The sequence below is a fragment of the Cronobacter sp. HA18003 genome (assembly GCF_011605905.1).
Lineage (GTDB): Bacteria > Pseudomonadota > Gammaproteobacteria > Enterobacterales > Enterobacteriaceae > Cronobacter > Cronobacter sakazakii.
Genome location: NZ_JAANQO010000023.1, coordinates 44963 through 67501 on the forward strand (window position 1 = coordinate 44963; position 22539 = coordinate 67501).

Annotated in this window: 19 protein-coding genes; 11 read left to right on the forward strand and 8 right to left on the reverse strand. The window is 60.8% G+C overall.

Annotated features, from left to right (window positions below; all coding sequences use genetic code 11):
* Positions 1-5 precede the first annotated feature (5 nt).
* Positions 6-626 (forward strand): TRIC cation channel family protein, encoded by a 621-nt coding sequence (locus G6041_RS14305; protein ID WP_004386148.1) that lies wholly within the window; start codon positions 6-8, stop codon positions 624-626.
* A 53-nt stretch (positions 627-679) separates the two neighbouring features.
* On the opposite strand, the gene erpA is transcribed toward G6041_RS14305, so the two are convergent.
* A complete protein-coding gene (erpA, locus tag G6041_RS14310; RefSeq protein WP_004386149.1) occupies positions 680-1024 on the reverse strand; it encodes an iron-sulfur cluster insertion protein ErpA in 345 nt (114 codons plus the stop codon).
* Between the two features lie 81 nt (positions 1025-1105).
* Positions 1106-2509, reverse strand: a complete 1404-nt coding sequence (clcA, locus tag G6041_RS14315) for a H(+)/Cl(-) exchange transporter ClcA (protein ID WP_012125720.1) — start codon at positions 2507-2509, stop codon at positions 1106-1108.
* 172 nt (positions 2510-2681) lie between these two features.
* Between clcA and hemL the strand changes: the two genes are divergently transcribed.
* On the forward strand, positions 2682-3962 hold the full coding sequence (gene hemL / locus G6041_RS14320) for a glutamate-1-semialdehyde 2,1-aminomutase (protein ID WP_014729567.1): 1281 nt from the start codon (positions 2682-2684) through the stop codon (positions 3960-3962).
* A 210-nt stretch (positions 3963-4172) separates the two neighbouring features.
* On the opposite strand, the gene fhuB is transcribed toward hemL, so the two are convergent.
* The 6 genes from fhuB to hrpB all read right to left on the reverse strand — a co-directional run bounded on the left by fhuB (position 4173) and on the right by hrpB (position 15427).
* On the reverse strand, positions 4173-6158 hold the full coding sequence (gene fhuB / locus G6041_RS14325) for a Fe(3+)-hydroxamate ABC transporter permease FhuB (RefSeq protein WP_012125722.1): 1986 nt from the start codon (positions 6156-6158) through the stop codon (positions 4173-4175).
* Positions 6155-7051, reverse strand: coding sequence for a Fe(3+)-hydroxamate ABC transporter substrate-binding protein FhuD (fhuD, locus tag G6041_RS14330; protein WP_012125723.1), 897 nt, complete (start codon positions 7049-7051; stop codon positions 6155-6157). Before fhuD ends, fhuB begins: the two co-directional genes overlap by 4 nt.
* Positions 7051-7848, reverse strand: a complete 798-nt coding sequence (fhuC, locus tag G6041_RS14335; RefSeq protein ID WP_004386154.1) for a Fe3+-hydroxamate ABC transporter ATP-binding protein FhuC — start codon at positions 7846-7848, stop codon at positions 7051-7053. Before fhuC ends, fhuD begins: the two co-directional genes overlap by 1 nt.
* A 47-nt stretch (positions 7849-7895) precedes the next feature.
* Complete coding sequence (gene fhuA / locus G6041_RS14340) at positions 7896-10088, reverse strand: ferrichrome porin FhuA (protein WP_012125725.1); 2193 nt, start codon at positions 10086-10088, stop codon at positions 7896-7898.
* Positions 10089-10362: 274 nt separating this feature from the next.
* Positions 10363-12894: a bifunctional glycosyl transferase/transpeptidase gene (gene mrcB / locus G6041_RS14345; protein ID WP_012125726.1), complete on the reverse strand. Its 2532-nt coding sequence runs from the start codon at positions 12892-12894 to the stop codon at positions 10363-10365.
* A 103-nt stretch (positions 12895-12997) separates the two neighbouring features.
* Entirely contained in the window at positions 12998-15427 is a 2430-nt protein-coding gene (gene hrpB / locus G6041_RS14350) for an ATP-dependent helicase HrpB (protein ID WP_041460607.1), read from the reverse strand.
* Positions 15428-15498: 71 nt separating this feature from the next.
* On the opposite strand from hrpB, the gene thpR reads away from it, so the two are divergent.
* The 9 genes from thpR (at position 15499) to panD (ending at position 22499) form a co-directional block, all read left to right on the forward strand.
* Complete coding sequence (gene thpR, locus G6041_RS14355) at positions 15499-16029, forward strand: RNA 2',3'-cyclic phosphodiesterase (RefSeq protein ID WP_004387645.1); 531 nt, start codon at positions 15499-15501, stop codon at positions 16027-16029.
* 9 nt (positions 16030-16038) lie between these two features.
* A complete protein-coding gene (gene sfsA, locus G6041_RS14360; protein ID WP_004387646.1) occupies positions 16039-16743 on the forward strand; it encodes a DNA/RNA nuclease SfsA in 705 nt (234 codons plus the stop codon).
* Positions 16744-16921: 178 nt separating this feature from the next.
* Positions 16922-17377 (forward strand): RNA polymerase-binding protein DksA, encoded by a 456-nt coding sequence (gene dksA / locus G6041_RS14365; RefSeq protein ID WP_001155227.1) that lies wholly within the window; start codon positions 16922-16924, stop codon positions 17375-17377.
* 69 nt (positions 17378-17446) lie between these two features.
* The gene (gene gluQRS, locus G6041_RS14370; protein WP_012125728.1) at positions 17447-18343 is read left to right on the forward strand and encodes a tRNA glutamyl-Q(34) synthetase GluQRS; all 897 of its coding nucleotides are present in this window, start codon (positions 17447-17449) and stop codon (positions 18341-18343) included.
* Positions 18344-18395: 52 nt separating this feature from the next.
* Positions 18396-19796: a polynucleotide adenylyltransferase PcnB gene (gene pcnB / locus G6041_RS14375; RefSeq protein ID WP_204352783.1), complete on the forward strand. Its 1401-nt coding sequence runs from the start codon at positions 18396-18398 to the stop codon at positions 19794-19796.
* Entirely contained in the window at positions 19793-20272 is a 480-nt protein-coding gene (folK, locus tag G6041_RS14380; RefSeq protein WP_012125731.1) for a 2-amino-4-hydroxy-6-hydroxymethyldihydropteridine diphosphokinase, read from the forward strand. Before pcnB ends, folK begins: the two co-directional genes overlap by 4 nt.
* Before the next feature lie 87 nt (positions 20273-20359).
* Positions 20360-21154: a 3-methyl-2-oxobutanoate hydroxymethyltransferase gene (gene panB / locus G6041_RS14385; protein WP_012125732.1), complete on the forward strand. Its 795-nt coding sequence runs from the start codon at positions 20360-20362 to the stop codon at positions 21152-21154.
* Between the two features lie 12 nt (positions 21155-21166).
* The gene (gene panC, locus G6041_RS14390) at positions 21167-22021 is read left to right on the forward strand and encodes a pantoate--beta-alanine ligase (RefSeq protein ID WP_012125733.1); all 855 of its coding nucleotides are present in this window, start codon (positions 21167-21169) and stop codon (positions 22019-22021) included.
* 97 nt (positions 22022-22118) lie between these two features.
* Positions 22119-22499, forward strand: a complete 381-nt coding sequence (gene panD, locus G6041_RS14395; RefSeq protein ID WP_004387652.1) for an aspartate 1-decarboxylase — start codon at positions 22119-22121, stop codon at positions 22497-22499.
* The last annotated feature ends 40 nt before the right edge of the window (positions 22500-22539 follow it).

Genomic DNA, 22539 nt, shown 5'->3' on the forward strand with positions numbered 1-22539 from the left:
ACATCATGCTGGTTTACTGGCTGGATATTATTGGCACCGCGGTGTTTGCCATCTCCGGCGTTTTGCTGGCGGGCAAACTGCGTATGGATCCTTTCGGCGTACTGGTGCTGGGCGTCGTCACCGCGGTGGGTGGCGGTACGATCCGCGATATGGCGCTCGATCATGGCCCGGTGTTCTGGGTGAAAGATCCCACCGATCTGGTGGTGGCGATGGTGACGTGTCTGCTGACGATTGCGCTGGTGCGCCAGCCGCGTCGCCTGCCGAAGTGGGTGCTACCGGTGCTGGACGCGGTAGGCCTCGCGGTGTTTGTCGGCATCGGCGTGAATAAAGCGTTTATGGCTGGCACCGGGCCGCTGGTGGCGATTTGCATGGGCGTGGTAACGGGCGTCGGCGGCGGTATTATTCGTGACGTGCTGGCGCGCGAAATCCCGATGATCCTGCGAACCGAAATCTACGCCACCGCGTGCATCGTGGGCGGCATCGTCCATGCGACGGCGTTTTACACCTTTGAAGTGCCGCTGGAGCAGGCAAGCATGATGGGCATGGTGGTGACGCTTGCGATCCGTCTTGCCGCGATCCGCTGGCACCTGAAGCTCCCCACCTTCGCGCTGGACGAAAAAGCGTAAGCCATAAAAAAAGCCGTGTCGCAAAACACGGCTTTTTTATTTCAGCAAGGCAATCAGATGCTGAAGGAAGAACCACACCCGCAGGTGCTGGTGGCGTTCGGGTTATTCACCACAAAGCGCGAGCCTTCGAGGCCTTCGGTGTAATCCACCGCGCCGCCCACCAGGTATTGCAGGCTCATCGGGTCTACGACCAGCGACACGCCCTGCTTCTCGATAGTCATATCGCCATCGTTAATCTGGTCATCAAAGGTAAAACCATACTGGAAGCCGCTGCACCCACCACCGGTGATGTAGACGCGCAGCTTGAGATTCGGGTTGTCCTCGTCTGCGATCAGGCTTTTTACTTTATTGGCGGCTGCGTCGGTAAACTGCAGCGGCAGCGCTACGTCATCACTCATTTTTTGCTCCCGTTGAAACCAGCAATCGGGCAAAGAATAACCCGATCTTTAGGGCCATTATCTATTACCCTGGTAAATCGTTCAAGTATTCCGCCCGTCGGCCTGTGCCTGTCGTTCCGCCTCCTGTTTCGCAAGCGTTCGCGCGAGGATAGTGGAATAGAGCGGCTTGCCGCCGAGGAACTGGGCGAGCAGTGTCGCGCCGAGGCAGGTAATAATCATTGGCAAAATGAGCTGGTAATTATCCGTCATCTCCAGCACCAGCACGATACCCGTAATCGGTGCCCTTACCGAGGCGGCAAGCAGCGCGCCCATGCCCGCGATGGCGAACGTGCCCGCCTGTAAGTGCCACTGCGGGAACCAGGCGGCGCAGGCCATGCCGAACGCGCTGCCAAGCAGCGTGCCGAGCGCCAGCATCGGGGCGAAAATCCCGCCCGGTGCGCCGGAGGAGAAACAGAATACCGTCGTCACCACGCGCGCAATGAAAATAAACAGCAGCATCCCGACGGTAAAATTACCCGCCGCGGCGATGGGGATTAACCCAAACCCGCCGCCCGCTGCCGCAGGCTCCCACAGCGCAAGCAGACCACACGCGCCGCCAATCGCGCCACCGAGCAACACCCAGCGGGTAGTATTGCCGCCATGAATACGTGCGAACACATCCTGCATCCCGAGCACCAGACGGTTAAACAGCGGCCCCACGGCACCGAAAATAATCCCCAGCAGCAGATAGAGCCAGAGCGTATAAACTGGCGCGTCGGTCAATTGCCCGACTTCGATTACCGATTTTTCGCCATTGAAAATGCGAAAGACGATGGTCGACATAATGACCCCGGTAAACACCGCTTTAATGGAAATCAGGTTGTAGTGAAACTGCGTGCGCATCTCTTCAATAATGAACAGAATGCCCGCGAGCGGCGCGTTAAAAGCCGCCGCCAGGCCTGCCGCCGCCCCCGTCGCCAGCAACGTATGGCGCGCCTCGGCATCCGGGCGATGAAAAATATCCAGCACCATGCGCCCGATATTACCGCCCATCTGCACCATCGGGCCTTCGCGGCCGAGCACCATGCCTGCGCCAAGCGTGCCCATCCCGCCGAAAAACTTCACCGGCAGCACGCGCCACCAGCGCACCGGGCGTAACTCCTCCAGCGCGCCTTCGATTTCAGGAATACCCGAACCGCCCGCCTCCGGCGCGAAGCGGCGCACCAGAAAATAGCCCACCATCGCCAGCAACGCGGAAAACAAAAACGCCAGCAGCCAGACGAGCCACGGGATGTGCGCCACCTGCGCCAGGCCTTCAATGCGATGCGCCGTCACCCAGGCGACCGCTTTTTCAAATGCTACGCCCGCAAGCCCCGCCAGTACGCCAGTGAGAGACGCCAGCAGCAAAATCGTCAGCGGCGTTTTGTCACGCGACAGTAACTGGCGGATAACCGCGGCGCGTCGAAATCCTCTGACGCGGCGGGTGGGTATCGTCTGCGACTTCATACGAACAGTTCTCCGGGATGCATTCAGGCTGCGCATTGTACGCCGTGCGGCGGCGTCATTCAAAAAAACCCTGCCCGCTGTCGGGGTTTAATCGGGCAAAACTTTCATAACGTGGAAGGGATGACTTAGAATAACCCGTTATCCCTCTTTTCCCCGAATCAGGAGCCGATTCATGAGTAAGTCTGAAAACCTCTTTGCCGCCGCCCGCGAACTTATCCCAGGCGGCGTGAACTCACCGGTGCGCGCCTTTACCGGCGTGGGCGGTACGCCGCTGTTTATCGAACGGGCGGACGGGGCTTATCTCTATGATGCCGACGGCAAAGCCTATATCGACTACGTTGGCTCCTGGGGGCCGATGGTGCTCGGCCATAACCACCCGGCGATTCGCAACGCGGTGATTGAAGCGGCAGAGCGCGGCCTGAGCTTCGGCGCGCCGACGGAAATGGAAGTGAAAATGGCGCAGCTCGTCACCGAACTGGTGCCGACGATGGATATGGTGCGTATGGTGAACTCCGGCACCGAAGCGACCATGAGCGCCATCCGTCTGGCGCGCGGTTTTACCCGTCGCGATAAAATCATCAAGTTCGAAGGCTGCTACCACGGCCACGCGGATCACCTGCTGGTGAAAGCGGGCTCCGGCGCGCTGACGCTTGGCCAGCCGAACTCGCCGGGCGTACCGGCAGATTTCGCTAAACATACCCTGACCTGTACCTATAACGATCTCGCCTCTGTGCGCGAGGCCTTCGAGCTTTACCCGCAGGATATCGCCTGCATTATCGTTGAGCCGGTAGCTGGCAACATGAACTGCATCCCGCCGCAGCCCGATTTCCTGCCGGGCCTGCGTGCGCTGTGCGACGAATTCGGCGCGCTGCTGATTATCGATGAAGTGATGACGGGTTTCCGCGTCGCGCTGGCAGGCGCGCAGGCGTACTACAACGTGGTGCCGGATCTGACCTGTCTTGGCAAAATCATCGGCGGCGGTATGCCGGTGGGCGCGTTCGGCGGACGCCGCGAAGTGATGGAAGCGCTGGCGCCGACTGGCCCGGTTTATCAGGCGGGCACGCTCTCTGGTAACCCGATTGCGATGGCGGCGGGCTTCGCATGTCTTAGCGAAGTGGCGCAGCCTGGCGTTCACAGCACCCTCGACGCGCTGACGACCCAACTGGCGGAAGGCCTGCTCGACGCCGCGCAGGAAGCCGGCGTGCCGCTGGTGGTGAACCACGTCGGCGGGATGTTCGGCTTCTTCTTTACCGATGCCGACAGCGTGACCTGCTATCAGGATGTGGTGAAATGTGATGTCGAGCGCTTTAAGCGTTTCTTCCATCTGATGCTGGAAGAAGGGGTTTATTTCGCGCCGTCGGCGTTTGAAGCGGGCTTTATGTCTGTCGCGCACAGCGAAGAAGATATCAACAACACCATCGACGCCGCGCGCCGGGTGTTTGCGAAGCTGTAACCGTTTTTTGACCGTGACGGGTGCGCATACGCTTACCCGCCCTACGATGCATTGAGAAAGGTGAGTCAATGTACGGTGGGTAAGCGAAGCGCACCCACCGTTCACCCACCAAACGCCCCACGTAGGGTGGGTAAGCGCAGCGCACCCACCTTTCATCCATCAAACGCCCCACCGTTCCCCAGGCAACCCACCACGATTTCCTGCCTCTGATTAACGGCTCTGCTTACGCAACAAATACACAAAATAGGGCGCGCCGATAAACGTCGCCAGCAGCCCGGCCGGGATCTGGTACGGGAACATCACCATCCGCCCTGCCCAATCGGCCAGCATCATCAACATACCGCCGAGCAACGAAGCGATAATGAGCTGCGGCAACGCGCGGCGAAAACCGAGCATCCGCGTAATGTGCGGTGCCATCAGCCCGATAAAACTCAGCGGCCCGATGGTCAGCGTCGCCGCGGCGGTCAGCGCTGAAGCCAGCAACAGCAGCACAATGCGGGTCGGCGTCAGCGCCATCCCGACCGCACGCGCGGTCTCGCCGCCAAGCGGCAGCACCGTCAGCCAGCGGCGGCACAGCGGCGTCAGCGCCAGCAATATCAGCATCACCCACAGCGAATTTCGCGCCTGCTGCGGCGTCACGCTGTAAGTGGAGCCGGAGATCCAGGTGATCACCTGCGCCATACGCGGATCGCCGCTCGCCTGCAGCATTACCAGCAGCATCGTAAACGCGGTGCTGAGCGCCATCCCCGCGAGCAGCATCCGGTGCGGCGAAAACCCGCCGCGTCCGGCGGCAATCAGAATAATCATCAGCGTCGCCGCCGCCCCGACGCTGCCCGCCGGCAGCAGCCAGCCGAATGCGTCGCCCGGCACGAACAGCAGCATCAACACCACGCCGAACGCCGCGCCGGAGCTAATGCCCAGCACTTCCGGGCTCGCCATCGGGTTGCCGGTCAGCCGCTGGATAATACAGCCCGCCGCCGCCAGCATCGTGCCTGCGCATAGCGCCGCCAGCACGCGCGGCCAGCGCCAGCCCAGCAGCTCGCGCAGCACGTCACCCTGCGCCCACACCCAGCCGTGCGCGTCGCGGCCAAAACAGAGCGCCAGCGCCGCCACGCCCAGCAGCAGTAACAGCCCCGCCAGCGCCCAGCGCGCCACATGGCCGCGCTCGGCCGGGATCGTGTCGCCCGCGTTCATCGCCGGCGCGCTCATGGTACGCAGACGCGGCAGGAGCCACAGCAGCAGCGGCGCGCCAAACAGCGCCGTTGCCATCCCGGTGGAGACTTCCAGCCAGACGCGGGAGAGCCAGAGGATAAACTGATCCGACAGCCACAGCAGCAGCGCGCCGATGAACGACGCCAGCAGCAACCGCGCCAGCAGCCGACGCGCGCCGAGCATTTTCGCGAGCAGCGGCGCGAACAGCCCGATAAACCCGATAATCCCGACCGAGTTGACCAGCAGCGCGCTGATAACAATCGCCAGCGTCAGCGTCGCGAGCCGCGCCAGCGACAGCGCAAGCCCAAGATTGCGCGCCACGCCGTCATCCAGCCCCATCAGCGTAAGCGGGCGCAACAGCAGCAGCGTCAGTAAGAAGCCTGCCAGCAGTTGTGGCCACAGCCGCGCCGCCACGCTCCAGTCGTTCTGGTTAAGCGCGCCGGTGCTCCACAAAAACATGCTTTGCAGCTGATCGTGATGGAACAACACCAGCAACTGATTGACGGCACCGCAGTAGAGGCTCACCACCAGGCCCGCCAGAATCAGCGTGACCGGCGAGAGGCGTTTGCCCCAGGCGACGCCAAACACCAGCAGCCCGACCACGCAGGCACCGGCCAGTGCCGCGAACTGCGCGGTCAACACGCCGCCCGGCAGCGCCCAGAGCGTCGCCACGGTCACGCCAAGCTGCGCGCCGGTCGCCACGCCGAGCGTGGTCGGCTCCGCCAGCGGGTTACGCAGCACCTGCTGGAACAGTACGCCAACCAGCCCAAGCCCGGCACCGACCAACAGCGATACCACAAAGCGCGGCAGCAGGCTGTAATGGAAAAGCATCTGATCGATGGCGTCGATATTGGGGCGCCACAGCGCCTCTTGCCACTGCGCGCGCGGCAGCCAGGCGTTCAGGTTGGCCCAGCTCAGGCCGAGCGCCAGCGCGAACAGCAGTCCCAGCAGCAGCGCCGGGAAAAGCAGATGATGTCGCCTCATGCCCGGCCTCCCAGCGCGTTTTCCAGCACGCGGCCAAAGCGCATCGCCGAGAGCGTCGCGCCGTAAAACCAGACGGCGGGCACGCGCTGAAAACGGCCCTCGCGTACGAACGGCATCGCCTGCCAGAGCGGCGTGGCGGCAAGCTGGCGCATCGCCTGATCATCGCCATGCTCAAAGCAGATGACGTCAGCGTCGCGGAACTGCGCAAGCCGCTCGACGCCGACAATCGCGCTGCCCCAGAAGTTGGTCTTATCCTGCCAGGCGTTGGGGATCTTCACCGCGTCCAGCACCGGCTGAAACAGGCTGTTAGTGCCAAGCGTCAGCGCGTGGCGTGAGTCCAGCAGCGACATCATCAGCAGCGGACGCTGCCCGCGTCCCGCCAGGCGCGCTTTCATCTGTGTAAGAAACTGTTCGAATTCATCAAGGTGAGCATGGGCCGCTTTCTCAAGGCCCAGCCGTTCGGCCAGCGTCAGCAGCGACTGCCGCGCCATCGCGAGCGGCGCTTTACCGTCAGTAAACGTCACGCCCATGCCGGGTGCGATACGCTTAAGCTGCGCTTCCGATGGGCCATAACCGGCCGACCAGATCATCAGCGACGGCTTAAGCTCAGTGAGCAGCTCCAGATTGGGCTCGGTACGCAGCCCGACGTCGATGACGGCATCCGGCAGCGGCGGATAATCAACCCACAGGCGGTAGTTCGGCACATCCGCCACCGCGTAAGGCATCACGCCAAGCGCGATCAGCTGTTCGACGGGCAGCCATTCGAGCGCCACGATACGTTTGAGATCCACCGATGCCGCACGGGCTTTCGCCATGTGCCACATCAGCGGCGAGAGAGCCATCGCCGTCATCAGACGCCGACGGCTGAAAGGGGTTGAGAGAACGTCGCGCATCAGCAGACAAAGCTCACGGGTGCGAGGCCCGCCGGATGCGGCAGGATGCCCATCGGAATGCCATAAATCTGTTTGAGCGTTTCGCCGTTCATCAGTTCCAGCGGGCTGCCCTGGGCTATCATCTCCCCGCCGCGCAGCGCCACCAGATGGTCGCAGTAACGCGCGGCCATGTTGATGTCGTGCAGTACCGCAATCACGGTTAACCCGCGCTGCTGGCTTAAACGGTGGATCAGCGCCAGCACGTCGACCTGATGAGCGATATCCAGCGCTGAGGTCGGTTCGTCGAGCAGCAGGCAGCGGCTGTTCTGCGCCACCAGCATGGCAATCCAGGCCCGCTGGCGCTCGCCGCCGGAAAGGCTGTCTACCAGCCGGTGCGCAAGCGGTTTAAGCCCCACCAGGCTAATCGCCTCCTCCACCCGTTCGCGGTCTTCCGCCCCAAAACGCCCAAGCGCGCCGTGCCACGGGTAACGACCAATCGCCACCAGTTCACGCACCGTCATGCCTTCGGCGGCGGGCAACTGCTGCGGCAGATACGCGACTTCACGCGCGAACGCTTTGCTGTTCCAGCCCGCCAGCGGCTCGCCGTTAAGCAGAATGTCGCCACCGGAGGGTTTCTGATGACGACCAAGCATTTTCAGAAGCGTCGATTTGCCGGAGCCGTTATGGCCGATAAGGCCGGTGACTCTGCCCGCCGGAAAGGTGAGCGACAAGGGGTGCAGCAGCGTGCGTCCGGGCACGCGAAAAGTGACATCTTTTAACGAAAAACCAGCATCGGGCGGGGAAATTTTGTCCTGCATGGTAGCCAACTTGTTGAAGGGCACGCCAAAGCGTGCCCAAAGACGGATCAGAAGCGGAATGTGGCGGTCGCCGTAACCTGACGTTCCGCGCCCCAGTAGCATGCGTAGTCTTTGTAGCAGCTAGAGACATATTCGCGGTCAAACAGGTTATTGACGTTTAAGGCGACAGACGAGCCCGGCAGGCCTAAACGCGCCAGATCGTATTTCACCATCGCATCCGCCACGGTGTAGCTTGCAACGTTAAACGGTTGATTCTGTTTATCACCGTAGGCGTAATAGCTGACGGTATTGCCGACATAACGGCCGCCAGCGCCGACAGTCAGGCCGCTCAGCGCGGTATCGTGGAAGGTGTAATCCGCCCACAGCGACGCCATATTGCGCGGCACTTCCGCCGGACGCTTGTCTTCAAAGAGCGTGTCATGCGTATATTTCGCATCGGTAAAGCTATAAGACGCGGTCACATTCACATTCGCTGACACAGCCGCTTTCGCTTCCAGTTCAATGCCGCGGGAACGGATCTCACCGCCCTGGACGCTGAAGCTGTTATTCGCCGGATCGGCCGTCAGGTTTTTATCTTTTGTGAGCTGATATACCGCGGCCGTCAGCACGACCGGCATATCCTTCGGCACATATTTCACGCCCGCTTCATACTGCTTGCCGCGTGAGGGCTCGAACGGTTTGCGGCCTAAGGTGGAACCAGAGACAGGCTCAAACGATTCGCTGTAGCTGAAGTACGGCGATACGCCGTTATCGAACAGATAGTTGATGCCGCCGCGCCAGGTGAACTGCTGATCGTTAATCTCAGCAAGCGCGCCGGAGGAGCGGGTATAAGTGGACGTTTTCGCGAAATCGTAACGGCCGCCTAAAGTCATTACCCACTTGTTCCACTCCGCCTGATCCTGCACATACAGGCCCGTTTGCTCCTGACGATTAATCACGTCATAGAGGAAGTTCACGTTAATGTCAGGGTTGCCGTACTGTGGATCCAGCATATTGAGCGGGCTGGCGGTGCCGTAGTCCGCGTTAATGTCGTTGCGCATGCGGGAGTAATCAACGCCGGTCAGCAGCTTATGATCCACCGCGCCAGTCGCGAAATTAGACTGCAACTGCGTATCGACGCTGAAGGCGTTCATGTCCTCATCGGAACGGACATACGCGCGGTTAATCGTGGACGGCGCAACAAACGCATTGCCGTACACCGAGCGGTAAAGCGTGTGCTCGCGGGTGTAACGCAGGTTCTGGCGCAGCGTGAAGGTGTCATCGAAGGCGTGCGAGAAGCTGTAGCCAACCATCTGCTGACGGCGAGACATCTTGTTATTTTCTTCGCCTTCGTTGAAATCAGTCGGCAGCTTATGCGCCTTACCGTTAGCATCGTAATACGGCACGATCGTGCCGGAGCGCGGCAGCCAGCCGTAGAAACCGGCGTACGGGTCGCTCTGGAAGTTACTCAGGAACGTAAAATCGGTGTTGTTATCCGGACGCCAGCTGAACGAAGGGGCAATCGCGTAACGCGACGATTTCGCCATCTCCTGCTGAGCATTTTGGCTGCGGCCTAAACCGGTCAGACGATAAGACCACACGCCCGCGTCATCAATCGCGTCGCTGAAATCAAAACCGGTCTGCCAGAGATTATGGCTGCCCATTTTGAACTGCACTTCGCGCAGCGGCTCGGTGGTCGGACGTTTGCTGACCATGCTGACGATACCGCCAGGGTTGCTGTTGCCATAGAGCACGGACGTCGGCCCGCGCATCAGCTCCACGCGTTCCAGGAAATAAGGATCCATGGAAATTTCAGAGTAGTTGTTGCCCTGAAGCTTCATTCCATCGAGGTACTGGTTAGTGTTCACCGTGGTTGAGGTCGTAAAACCGCGGATGGTCACGACATCGTAAGTTGAGGAGCTGCCGCGTGTGGAGAAAACGCTCGGGCTATAGCTCAACGCTTCTTTCACGGTGGTCGGCTGACGGGTATCCATCTCTTCGCGCGTCACGACGGACACGGACTGCGGCGTTTTTTCAATCGGGGTATCGGTTTTGGTGGCGGTGGCGGAACGCTTCGCCGCAATGGTCGGGGCCGGGCCCCAGGCGCTTTCCTGCGCAGCAGCAGCGGAAACGGTTATGGTTTCCTCTTTCTGGCCGTCGGCGGCTAACGCGGAAGCGGCAAAGCCGCCGCACGCCGTTGCAACAACAACCGCCAGTCTGCAAATCCTGGTATTGATCTGAGTGTGAGTGGAACGCGCCATGCTAATTTCTCTGAGTGATAGTGACAAATGATAACGTAAACGAGAATTATTATTATGCGCCCGAGATGATATGCGAAAGGTTGTTTATATAGCAAGCGCCTGGCGCAGCGCGGGCGGCCAATGGCCCAATTAATCACCAGAGGAAATTATCTGGTTAATCAGCGGATAGCGAATCGTTACCGGCACTTTAAAAAGCGGTGACAATAAAAAAGGGCTTAGCCCTCATCCCGCCGAAGCCGGAGAGGCGCTAAGCCCTGTGTTCCCGAACGGAGCGTCAGTTGCTGCCGAACATGTCTTTAATCCAGCCCGCGACGCCGTCGCTCTTCTCTTCCTGCTGCGGCGCCTGCTGAGGCTGTTGCTGTTGCGGCTGCTGCGGCGCGGACTGATCGAACGGATTGCCCGACGGCGCGACCGGCTGGCTCTGCTGGCAGAGCGCGTTCGGATCGCTGGTCCAGACCGGCAGCGTACGCATGCCACCGCCGCCGCACAGGAAGTTGCCCATATCGTCAACGCCCATGTCGACGATATCTTCAGGTGGCGTCAGATCCAGCGGGATCGGCGACTGGTTGCTCAGATAGCGCTGGTAAATCGCCATCGCGCCGCTGGCCCCGTAGAGCTTGGTCGGCTGGTTATTGTCGCGGCCCACCCAGGTGATCACCACTTCACGCCCGTCGATACCGGCAAACCAGGTGTCGACGTTGTTGTTGGTGGTCCCGGTTTTCCCGGCGAGATGCAGTTTCGGGAATTTCACCGCCAGCGCATGGCCGGTACCGCGCTGCACAACCTGCTGCATCGTCCAGAGCGTCAGGTAGGCGGCCTGCGCCGGTACGGCGCGCTCCGACTGCGGGAAGCTCTGATACAGCACGGTGCCATCTTCGGCAATCACCGAGCGCAGCACCGAGAGCTGGGCGCGGTTACCGCCGCTCGCGATAGTCTGGAACGCCTGCGCCACTTCTACCGGCGTCAGGTTAAGCGCACCGAGCAGCATAGCCGGAACCGGATGCAGCTGATTTTCCGGCGCGCCCAGTTTTTTCCAGGTGTCCGTCACGGCTGGCAGACCGAGCGCCATACCGAGGTTTACCGTCGGCACGTTCATGGAGCGCGTCAGCGCATCCACCAGCATCACCTGGCCGCTGAAGCGGTGATCATCGTTCTGCGGCGACCACACCTGCCCGTTCGGCTGGCGCAGGGAGATCGGCGCATCGGCGATCCAGGTATTCAGACGATAGGTGTTCGGCTGGCTTAACGCAGTCAGATAGGTCGCCGGTTTGGCGAGCGAGCCAATCGAGCGACGCGCCTGCATCGCGCGGTTATAGCCCGCGAACTGCGGATTCGCGCCGCCCACCATCGCGCGGACTTCGCCGGTGAAACGGTCCACCACCACCATCGCGGTTTCGAGATCTTTCAGCTTGCGCTGTTTAATCAGCGCCGGAATGCCTTCCACCGCCGCTTTCTCCGCCGCGTCCTGCGCAACCGAGTCAAACGTGGTGAAGATCTTCACGCCGGAGAGATCTTTCACTTTATCGCCAAGCTTCGCCTGCAGCTCCTGACGCACCATCTGCATAAACGCCGGCTGCGGGGAGATCACGCCGCCGCGCGGCTGTACCCCGAGCGGACGGGCGCTCAGCATGTCGTAGAGCTCCTGGTCGATAACCTTCTGCTCCTGCAACAGGCGCAGCACCAGGTTACGACGCTCCAGCGCCAGTTTCGGGTTACGCCACGGGTTATAGAGCGACGCACCCTTCACCATGCCCACCAGCAGCGCCTGCTGATCGAGGCTCAGCTCTTCAACCGGACGACCAAAGTAATAGAGGCTCGCCAGCGGGAAGCCGCGGATCTGATCGTCGCCGCTCTGGCCGAGATACACCTCGTTCAGGTACAGCTCAAGGATGCGGTCCTTGTCATAACGCGCGTCCATGATAAGCGCCATGTACGCTTCGTTGGCTTTACGCCACAGGGTACGCTTGTTGGTCAGGAACAGGTTTTTCACCAGCTGCTGCGTCAGCGTACTGCCGCCCTGCACCGCGCGGCCCGCCGTCAGGTTCGCCAGCACCGCACGGCCAATCGACCAGACGCTGATGCCGTCATGCTCGTAGAAGTGGCGGTCTTCCGTCGCGACGAGCGTGTCCACCAGCAGATCCGGGAATCCGGAGCGCGGCACAAACAGGCGCTGCTCGCCGTTCGGCGATGACAGCATCGTAATCAGCCGCGGATCGAGGCGGAAGAAACCGAAGTTACGGTTGCTGTCCATGTTCTCGATAGAGGCCAAATGGTCGCCGTCAAACTCCAGACGCGCGCGGATCTGCCCTTCTTTACTGTCCGGGAAATCGAACGGACGGCGGATCATCTCGATGCTGTTGGCCTGGACGGTAAACTCGCCAGGGCGCGTCATTTTCGTCACCTGACGATACTGCGTCGCCTCCAGCAGCTTCACCATCTCCTGCTTGCTGATGGTCATATCCGGCTCAAGGTTAACCATGCGCCCGTAGACCGCCGCCGGCAGTTGCCAGACTTTGCCATCGATACGGCTGCGGATTTTCTGATCGAGATAGACGCCGTAGATAGCCAGCAGCACCACAAAAATCACAAACAGCTTTAACAGAAGCCACAGCCAGCGGCGTTTGCCGCCCTGTTTTCCGCCTTTGCCTTTTTTGCCTTTTACCTTACGCGGCATCGGCTCCTCATCATCGTCTTCATATTCATCGTCATAATCCTCGTCCCTGAGACGACGACGGCTTACCTTCTGTTTTGCCGGACGCGTCGGTCGTCCTTTGCGTCCGATAGGTTCGCGGTCATTCCCCGCCATGCTTTTTCTCCACAACGTACAGGCGCAAAGGCCAGATTCTTGGCTCTTCCGCACGCAGGCGGAAGAAGAAAGCTCTCAAATCATCACGACGGCAACGCCGCCGTTACTGATACTTTTTGGTGCGCCGGGTTGGCAGCGCGTTGGCCGGATCGTCCGGCCAGACATGTTTCGGGTAGCGCCCTTTCATCTCTTTCTGCACCTCTTTCCAGGCGCCGCGCCAGAACGCGCTGAGATCGCGCGTGATCTGTAGCGGCCGCTGGGCGGGTGAAAGCAGTTCAAGGGTGAGCGGCACCCGGCCTTCGGCGATAACCGGTGTTTCGGCTTCACCGAACATCTCCTGGATGCGCACCGCCAGCGCCGGTGGGTTTTCCTCATGATAGCGAATCGCTATCCGGCTGCCGGTCGGCACAGTGTAATGCGCCGGCAGCGCACTATCCAGCCGTTGCCGCTGCGTCCAGTCGAGTAAATGCAGCAGCGCCTGGGCGAGATTAATATTTTTCAGCGCGCGCAGCGAATGCACGCCGTGAAGCGCCGGTAACAGCCAGACATCAAGCGACGCCAGCAGCGCCTCGTCGCTGACGTCCGGCCACGGCTGCTCCGGCAGCCAGCGCGCCGCGCAGTGCAAACGCAGGCGCAACTGCTCCGCCTCTGGCGTCCAGTTAAGAACAGAAAGCCCTTTTTCGCGAATGCCGTTAAGCATCGCCTGATGAAGCTCGTCTTCGGAGGGTTTTGAGAGCGGCTGCGTTTTCAGCACCAGTTGCCCTACCTGCCAGCGGCGCTGCGCGCGCAGCGTACCCTGTTCGTCATTCCACTCCAGCGAATCGCGCTGGCTCAGCAGATGCGGGCATTCATCAATGAGCGCGTCAATATCCAGCGGCAGCGCCTGTAAAATCCGCGCGTCGGCGCTGTTACTGCCCTGCAATAAGAGCGGCGCGATAAGCCACTCATAGCGCGTCAATGCGTCATCCTGACTGAGCATCGCGCCCATGCCGTTGGCGAGCTGATAACGCCCTTCCTGCCCACGACGACGCGCGATGCGGTCGCTGAACGCGCAGGCAAGCAGCGCGGGCGCCAGCGAGAGCGACGGCGTGCCGCCGCGGGCGTTAAGCCGCTTCATGAGTTGCGCGCTGCGCGCCTGCCAGTTGCCCTGGCTTCGGGAAAAGGCGCTGCGCAAATCAGCCTCTGCGCCGCGCGGCGGCTCTTCAAGGATGGCGGAGAGCCGCGCCGCCGTCGCCTGCGCGTCAGCGCCTTCGGCGCAGGCCAGCATCGCGGCGAGGCGCGGATCGTTGCCGAACTGCGCCATCTGGCGTCCACGCGCGGTAAGCTGGCCCTCTTTCAGCGCGCCCAGCGCCGTGAGCAGTTCGCGCGCGGCGGCAAGGTTCACCGCAGGCGGCAGATCGAGCCACTGGAGATCCGTCACGTCACGGCATCCCCACATCAGCAGTTCCAGCAGCAGCCCGGAGAGATCGCTTTGCGTGATTTCCGCTTCCGCCTGCGCGGCGGTGCGTTCCGCCTGCTCTTTTGGCAGAAGATGCAGGCAGATGCCCGGCTCAAGACGTCCGGCGCGCCCGGCGCGCTGGGTCATCGACGCCTGGCTGATGCGCTGCGTGATAAGGCGCGTCAGCCCGGTGCGGGCGTCAAAGCGCGCCACGCGCTCCTGGGCGCTGTCGACCACCAGTCGGATGCCTTCGATGGTCAGACTGGTTTCGGCGATATTGGTGGCGAGCACCACTTTGCGAAAGCCCGGCGGCGCGGGCAGGATAGCCTTGCGCTGCTCCGCGAGCGGCAGCGCACCGTAGAGCGGACACAGCAGCACGTCGCGCCCCACGCGCTCCGCAAGCTGCGTCTGCACGCGCTGGATCTCACCGACGCCCGGCAAAAACAGCAGCAGCGAACCAGGTTCTTCACGCAACAGCCCGCTTACCGCCTGCGCCACCGCCTCATCGAAACGCTGATGCGCGGAAAGCGCCTGATAGCGCCGCTCCACCGGGAAACTGCGCCCTTCGGAGACCACCGTCGGCGCCTGCGGCAGCAGCGCCTGCAGGCGCGCGTTGTCGAGCGTCGCAGACATAATCAGCAGTTTGAGATCCTCACGCAGCCCCTGCTGGACATCAAGCAACAGCGCCAGCGCGAGATCCGCCTGCACGCTGCGCTCGTGGAATTCATCGAGGATCACCAGCGACACGCCGGAAAGCTCCGGGTCGCGCTGCAACAGCCGCGTCAGAATGCCTTCGGTCACGACTTCCAGCCGCGTGGCCGGGCCGGTGCAGCTTTCAGCGCGCATCCGGTAGCCCACGGTTTCGCCGCACGGCTCGCCGAGCAGATCCGCCAGACGCTGCGCCACGTTGCGCGCCGCGAGTCTTCTGGGCTCCAGCATGATGATTTTCCCGTCCAGCACGCCGGACTTTAAAATTTCCAGCGGCAGCCAGGTCGATTTCCCCGCGCCGGTCGGGGCGCACAGCAGCACCTGCGGCGCGTGCTGCAGGGCGTTGAGAAGTTCAGGCAAAACGGCGGCGACCGGTAAAGACGACACGACAGGCTCCAGAGGGTTACTATGAAAGGCACGCATTGTAGCATTCCGCCCGATCATTACGAGTTACCGCTATGTCAGACCAGAAACGGCTGTTTTTCGCGCTGCCCCTGCCAGCCGACCTTCAGCAACAGATTATCGAGTGGCGCGCCGCACACTTTGCGCCGGACGCGGGCAGGCCGATTGCCGCCGCCAATTTGCATATCACGCTCGCGTTTTTAGGTGACGTCAGCGCGCAGAAACAGCGCACGTTAAGCGAGCTTGCGGGGCGCATTCAGCAGCCGGGGTTTACGCTTACGCTGGACGACGCCGGACACTGGCCGCGCTCGCAGGTCGTCTGGCTTGGCTCCCGTCAGCCGCCGCGCGGCCTGTTGCAGCTCGCGAATTTACTGCGCGCGCAGGCGGCGCGCAGTGGTTGCCCACAAAGCGCGCAACCCTTTCATCCGCATGTCACATTACTGCGTAACGCTCAGCACCCGGTCAGGCTGCCGCCGCCAGGGTTTGGCTGGCAGCTTCCGGTGCGGGAGTTTGTGCTGTATGAATCGCGATTTGAACAGGGACGTACCCGTTACCAGCCGCTGCAACGCTGGTCTCTGAACCCATAAGGAAGCGACATGGAATTTACCCCCGCACTGCAACCGGCCCGGTTGATTCAGCGCTATAAGCGCTTTCTCGCCGATGTGGTCACGCCGCAAGGCGAAACCTTAACCCTGCACTGCCCGAACACCGGTGCGATGACCGGCTGCGCGACGCCCGGAGATACCGTCTGGTATTCCACCTCAAGCGTCGCGACGCGCAAATATCCGCACACGTGGGAATTAACCCAAACCCGTGACGGCGCGCTGATTTGCGTGAATACGCTGCGCGCCAACACGGTGGTGAAAGAGGCGTTGCAGGCGCAGCGCCTGCCTGCGCTCGCCGGTTACGAGAGCCTTAAGAGCGAAGTCAAGTACGGGGCCGAACGCAGCCGCATCGACTTTATGTTGCAGGCGAGTGACAAGGTTAACTGCTATATTGAGGTGAAATCCGTGACGCTGTCGGAGCAGGATTCAGGCTACTTCCCGGATGCGGTGACCGCGCGCGGTCAGAAGCATTTACGGGAGCTGATGAGCGTAGTGGAACAAGGGGATCGCGCCGTGCTGCTGTTCGCCGTGCTGCACTCCGCCATTACGCAGGTTGCCCCGGCGCGCCATATCGATGAGCGCTATGCTGAGCTGTTAAGCGAGGCGCAGCGCAAGGGGGTGGAAGTGCTGGCCTGGAAGGCCTCGCTCTCCGCCAGTGAGATAACGCTGACGTCGCCTTTGCCGGTTCGCTTATAACCAGTTGATCCGCAATCGACTAATAATGATACGGCCGCGTGCGTAAATACGCTTTTCCTCACAGGGTTGTCAAGTGTAACGTTTAGATAATTGCTATCCGGAAAAGCTTCTGTTATTTATAGCGGCCTGATTTTTCCCCCGAGAAGGGGATCGATAGTGCGTGTTAAGGAGAAGCAACATGCAAGAAGGGCAAAACCGTAAAACATCGTCCCTGAGTATTCTCGCCATCGCTGGGGTGGAGCCGTATCAGGAGAAACCGGGCGAAGAGTATATGAACGAAGCCCAGCTGGCGCACTTCAGGCGTATTCTTGAGGCATGGCGTAATCAACTCCGGGATGAAGTCGATCGCACCGTAACCCACATGCAGGATGAAGCTGCAAACTTCCCGGATCCGGTAGACCGTGCCGCCCAGGAAGAGGAGTTCAGCCTTGAGCTGCGTAACCGCGACCGCGAACGCAAGCTTATCAAGAAGATTGAAAAGACGCTGAAAAAAGTGGAAGACGAAGATTTCGGCTACTGCGAATCCTGCGGTGTTGAAATCGGCATCCGTCGTCTGGAAGCCCGTCCGACCGCCGATCTGTGCATCGACTGTAAGACGCTCGCTGAAATCCGCGAAAAACAGATGGCCGGCTAATCGCCGACGCAAATTACTCACACTTACGGCGGGATTTTCCCGCCGTATTCTTTTATCTCTGCCATCACCATGTCTGTTAAGCCATACATCGGGCGTTTCGCCCCCTCTCCTTCCGGCGAACTGCATTTCGGCTCGCTGATTGCCGCGCTCGGCAGCTATCTTCAGGCCCGCGCATTAAAAGGCCAGTGGCTTGTCCGTATCGAAGATATCGATCCGCCGCGCGAAGTACCGGGTGCCGCCGACGCGATTTTGCGCCAGCTTGATCATTACGGCCTGCACTGGGACGGCGAGGTGCTGTATCAGTCGCAGCGTCACGAGGCCTACCGCGAGGCGCTGGCGTACCTGCGCGAGCACGGACTAAGCTACTACTGCACCTGCCCGCGCAGCCGTATTCAGCAACTGGGCGGCATTTATGATGGCCACTGCCGCGCGTTACGTCACGGCCCGGAGAACGCCGCCGTGCGGCTCGTGCAGACGCACCCGGTCATGGCGTTTACCGATAAACTGCGTGGCGATATCACCGCCGACCCGGCGCTCGCCCGCGAAGATTTTATTATTCACCGCCGCGACGGGCTGTTCGCCTATAACCTGGCGGTCGTTGTCGATGACCATTTCCAGGGCGTGACGGAAATCGTGCGCGGGGCGGATCTTATCGAGCCGACGGTGCGCCAGATTTCGCTCTATCAGCAGTTTGGCTGGCAGGCACCGGATTACGTTCATCTGCCGCTGGTGGTGAACCCGGATGGCAACAAGCTTTCCAAACAGAACCACGCGCCGCCGCTGCCGGAAGGCGACCCGCGTCCGGTGCTGGTTGAGGCGCTGGCGTTTTTAAACCAGCCGGTCGATGACGACTGGCGCGCGCTTTCCACCGAAACGCTGTTGCGTCAGGCGGTGGAAAAATGGGATCTCAGCGCGGTGCCTGCGGCGGCAGCCGCGAATCCGGCATTCTCAAATGCGTTGCGCTGAGCTATATTAGCCGCTGTTTTTTGTCCAGAGTCTGACACTACCGAGGTGCACCATTTTTACCCGAGTCGCTAATTTTTGCCGTAAGGTGTTAAACCGCGAGGAGAGCGTGGTTGACGAAGGCGTCGCACAGCCCGCCATAACCATTATCCCGCGTGAACAGCACGCTATCTCCCGCAAAGATATCAGCGAGAACGCGCTTAAAGTGATGTACCGCCTGAATAAAGCCGGTTATGAAGCCTGGCTTGTCGGCGGTGGTGTGCGCGATCTGCTGCTTGGCAAAAAGCCGAAAGATTTCGACGTCACCACCAACGCTACGCCGGATCAGGTACGCAAGCTGTTCCGCAACTGCCGCCTGGTTGGCCGCCGTTTCCGCCTGGCCCACGTCATGTTCGGGCCGGAAATCATTGAAGTCGCCACCTTTCGCGGCCATCACGAAGAGAACGCGGGCGATCGCGCCACCTCCCAGCGCGGCCAGAACGGCATGCTGCTGCGCGACAACATTTTCGGCTCTATCGAAGAAGACGCCCAGCGTCGCGATTTCACCATCAACAGCCTCTATTACAGCGTGGCCGATTTCACAGTACGTGATTACGTCGGCGGCCTGAACGATCTTAAAGAAGGGATTATCCGTCTTATCGGCGATCCGGAAACCCGCTACCGCGAAGATCCGGTGCGTATGCTGCGCGCGGTGCGCTTCGCCGCCCGGCTTGATATGCGCATCAGCCCGGAAACCGGCGAGCCTATCCCGCGCCTCGCCACGCTGCTCAATGACGTGCCGCCAGCGCGTCTGTTTGAAGAGTCGCTGAAGCTGTTGCAGACCGGTTACGGCTATGCGACTTATCGCCTGCTGTGCGAATACAATCTGTTCCAGCCGCTGTTCCCCGGTATCAGCCGCTATTTCACCGAGAAAGGCGACAGCCCGATGGAGCGCATCATCGCGCAGGTGCTGAAGAACACCGATCACCGCATTCATAATGATATGCGCGTGAACCCGGCGTTCCTGTTCGCCGCGATGTACTGGTATCCGCAGCTCGAAATGGCGCAGAAAATCGCCCAGGAGAGCGGCCTTGCCTACTACGACGCCTTCGCGCTCGCCATGAACGACGTGCTGGATGAAGCCTGCCGCTCGCTCGCGATCCCGAAACGCATCACCACGCTTATCCGCGATATCTGGATGCTGCAGCTGCGCCTGTCGCGCCGCCAGGGCAAACGCGCCTGGAAGCTGATGGAGCATCCGAAATTCCGCGCGGCTTACGATCTGCTGGCGCTGCGCGCCGAAGCGGAAAACAACAGCGAGCTGCAACGTCTGACGAACTGGTGGGGCGAATTCCAGTCCGCCGCGCCGCCGATGCAAAAAGATATGCTCAACGATCTGGGCGACGAGCCGGCCGCGCGTCGCCGCACGCGTCGTCCACGCCGTCGCACCTCCCCGCGCCGCGAGGGTAACGCGTGACGCTGGCCTTTATCGCGCTCGGCAGCAATCTCGCCGAGCCGCTTACCCAGGTCAATAACGCGCTGGCTGCGCTGGCGCGTATTCCGGGTAGCCGCGTTGTGGCGACCTCCTCTTTCTATCGCACCCCTCCGCTTGGCCCGCAGGATCAGCCCGATTATCTGAACGCCGCCGTGGCGCTGGAGACGACGCTCAGCGCCGAAGCACTTCTTGATAACACGCAGCGCATTGAGCTTGAGCAGGGGCGCGTACGTAAAGCGGAGCGCTGGGGGCCACGCACGCTCGATCTTGATATCATGCTGTTTGGCGATGCGACGATAAACACCGAGCGCCTGATCGTTCCTCACTACGACATGAAAAACCGCGCTTTTATGCTGCTGCCGCTTTCAGAGATTGCACCCGCGCTGCGCTTCCCGGATGGCGAGCGCCTGGCCGACGTGCTCGAACGCCTTGATTGTTCAGCAATTCGCCACTGGTAAATCAAAAAGTTCCCCTTCGTATTTCCTCGCGGTATCCTCCCGTAAACGCATCGTTTACACTGCTTTTTTTCTGTTTGCGGGACACCCATGAAACCGACAACCATTTCTCAATTGCGACGCCTGAAGGAAACCGGCAAAAAATTCGCCACTATCACCGCCTACGATTTCAGCTTTGCGAAACTCTTTGAAGAAGAAGGAATTGGCGTCATGCTGGTGGGGGATTCACTGGGCATGACCGTCCAGGGCCACGACTCCACTCTGCCGGTCACCGTTGACGATATCGCCTACCATACCCGCGCCGTTCGCCGCGGCGCACCGCACTGTCTGTTGCTCGCCGATTTACCCTTTATGGCTTACGCCACGCCTGAACAAGCCTTTGAAAACAGCGCCGCGGTTATGCGCGCGGGTGCCAATATGGTCAAAATTGAAGGCGGCCAGTGGCTTGCCGACACAGTACGCATGCTGACCGAGCGCGCCGTGCCGGTGTGCGGGCATCTGGGGCTGACCCCGCAATCCGTGAATATTTTCGGCGGCTATAAAGTGCAGGGCCGCGATGAAGCCGCCGCACAGACGCTGCTTAACGACGCGCTGGCTTTAGAAGCCGCGGGCGCGCAACTGCTGGTGCTGGAATGTGTGCCGGTCGCGCTGGCGCAGCGCATCACCAACGCGCTTTCCATTCCGGTTATCGGCATCGGTGCCGGTAACGTCACTGACGGGCAGATCCTCGTGATGCATGACGCCTTCGGTATTACCGGCGGCCACATCCCGAAATTCGCCAAAAACTTCCTGGCTGAAGCGGGCGATATGCGCGCCGCGGTGCGCCAGTATATTGCTGAAGTGGAGTCCGGCGCGTACCCGGGCGAAGAACACAGCTTTCACTAAAGGAGTGTCATTGTGCTGATTATTGAAACCGTGCCGCTGCTGCGCCAGCAGATCCGTCGCCTGCGCATGGAGGGCAAACGCATTGCCCTGGTGCCGACCATGGGGAATCTCCATGACGGCCATATGAAGCTGGTGGATGAGGCGAAAGCCAGTGCCGACGCGGTAGTGGTAAGTATTTTCGTCAACCCGATGCAGTTTGATCGCGCCGACGATCTGGCGCGCTATCCGCGCACGCTTCAGGAAGATTGCGAAAAGCTGAAAAAACGCGGCGCCGATTTCGTATTCGCACCGACGCCGGAAGAGGTCTATCCGCAGGGCATGAGTGATCAGACCTATGTTGACGTTCCCGGCCTCTCTACGATGCTCGAAGGCGCAAGCCGTCCGGGGCATTTCCGTGGCGTCTCGACCGTGGTGAGCAAGCTCTTTAACCTTGTTCAGCCGGATGTCGCCTGCTTTGGCGAAAAGGATTATCAGCAGCTTGCGCTTATTCGCAAAATGACGGCCGATATGGGTTATGACATCGAGATTATCGGTGTACCGACGGTGCGCGCCAAAGACGGGCTGGCGCTCAGCTCCCGCAACGGCTATCTCACCAGCGACCAGCGTAAAATCGCGCCGGGCTTGAGCAAAGTGATGAACACGATGGCGGAGAAACTGCGCGCGGGCGAGCGTGATCTGGAGGCGATTATCGCCGCGGCAAGCGAAGCGCTTAGCGAGAAAGGCTTCCGCCCGGACGACCTTCAAATCCGCGATGCCGACACGCTGCAGGCGCTCTCACCGGCAAGCCAGCGCGCGGTGATTCTGATGGCCGCGTGGCTCGGCCAGGCGCGGCTCATCGACAATCAGACCGTGGAATTAACCCAGTAGACAGCATGGGTAAAAAGGGCAATACTGCCCGGGATAAATTCCTGGAGCCGGGTCACCGCCCGGCTCTGACGACATTCAGGTAAACAGGGTTCAAGTTATGATTCGCACCATGTTGCAGGGCAAACTGCACCGCGTCAAAGTTACTCAGGCGGACCTGCATTATGAAGGCTCCTGCGCCATCGATCAGGATTTCCTCGAGGCCGCGGGCATTCTGGAATATGAAGCCATTGATATCTACAACGTGACCAATGGCAAACGCTTTTCGACGTACGCCATCGCGGGCGAGCGCGGCTCGAAGATCATTTCGGTGAACGGTGCCGCGGCCCACTGCGCGGATGTCGGCGATATCCTGATTATTGCAAGCTACGTGACCATGCCGGATGAGCAGGCGCGCAGCTGGCAGCCGAAAGTTGCCTATTTCGACGGCGACAACGAGATGAAACGTCTCGCCAAAGCGGTGCCGGTGCAGGTGGCGTAAGCGCTACGCGCACAAGAATAAAGCCCTCCTCGCGAGGGCT

Bases quoted from the DNA above. Each gene is read 5' to 3' on its own strand.
- G6041_RS14305 (WP_004386148.1), top strand. From the start codon at position 6: ATGCTGGTTTACTGGCTGGATATTATTGGCACCGCGGTGTTTGCCATC.
- erpA (WP_004386149.1), bottom strand. From the start codon at position 1,024: ATGAGTGATGACGTAGCGCTGCCGCTGCAGTTTACCGACGCAGCCGCC.
- clcA (WP_012125720.1), bottom strand. From the start codon at position 2,509: ATGAAGTCGCAGACGATACCCACCCGCCGCGTCAGAGGATTTCGACGC.
- hemL (WP_014729567.1), top strand. From the start codon at position 2,682: ATGAGTAAGTCTGAAAACCTCTTTGCCGCCGCCCGCGAACTTATCCCA.
- fhuB (WP_012125722.1), bottom strand. From the start codon at position 6,158: ATGAGGCGACATCATCTGCTTTTCCCGGCGCTGCTGCTGGGACTGCTG.
- fhuD (WP_012125723.1), bottom strand. From the start codon at position 7,051: ATGCGCGACGTTCTCTCAACCCCTTTCAGCCGTCGGCGTCTGATGACG.
- fhuC (WP_004386154.1), bottom strand. From the start codon at position 7,848: ATGCAGGACAAAATTTCCCCGCCCGATGCTGGTTTTTCGTTAAAAGAT.
- fhuA (WP_012125725.1), bottom strand. From the start codon at position 10,088: ATGGCGCGTTCCACTCACACTCAGATCAATACCAGGATTTGCAGACTG.
- mrcB (WP_012125726.1), bottom strand. From the start codon at position 12,894: ATGGCGGGGAATGACCGCGAACCTATCGGACGCAAAGGACGACCGACG.
- thpR (WP_004387645.1), top strand. From the start codon at position 15,499: ATGTCAGACCAGAAACGGCTGTTTTTCGCGCTGCCCCTGCCAGCCGAC.
- sfsA (WP_004387646.1), top strand. From the start codon at position 16,039: ATGGAATTTACCCCCGCACTGCAACCGGCCCGGTTGATTCAGCGCTAT.
- dksA (WP_001155227.1), top strand. From the start codon at position 16,922: ATGCAAGAAGGGCAAAACCGTAAAACATCGTCCCTGAGTATTCTCGCC.
- gluQRS (WP_012125728.1), top strand. From the start codon at position 17,447: ATGTCTGTTAAGCCATACATCGGGCGTTTCGCCCCCTCTCCTTCCGGC.
- panB (WP_012125732.1), top strand. From the start codon at position 20,360: ATGAAACCGACAACCATTTCTCAATTGCGACGCCTGAAGGAAACCGGC.
- panD (WP_004387652.1), top strand. From the start codon at position 22,119: ATGATTCGCACCATGTTGCAGGGCAAACTGCACCGCGTCAAAGTTACT.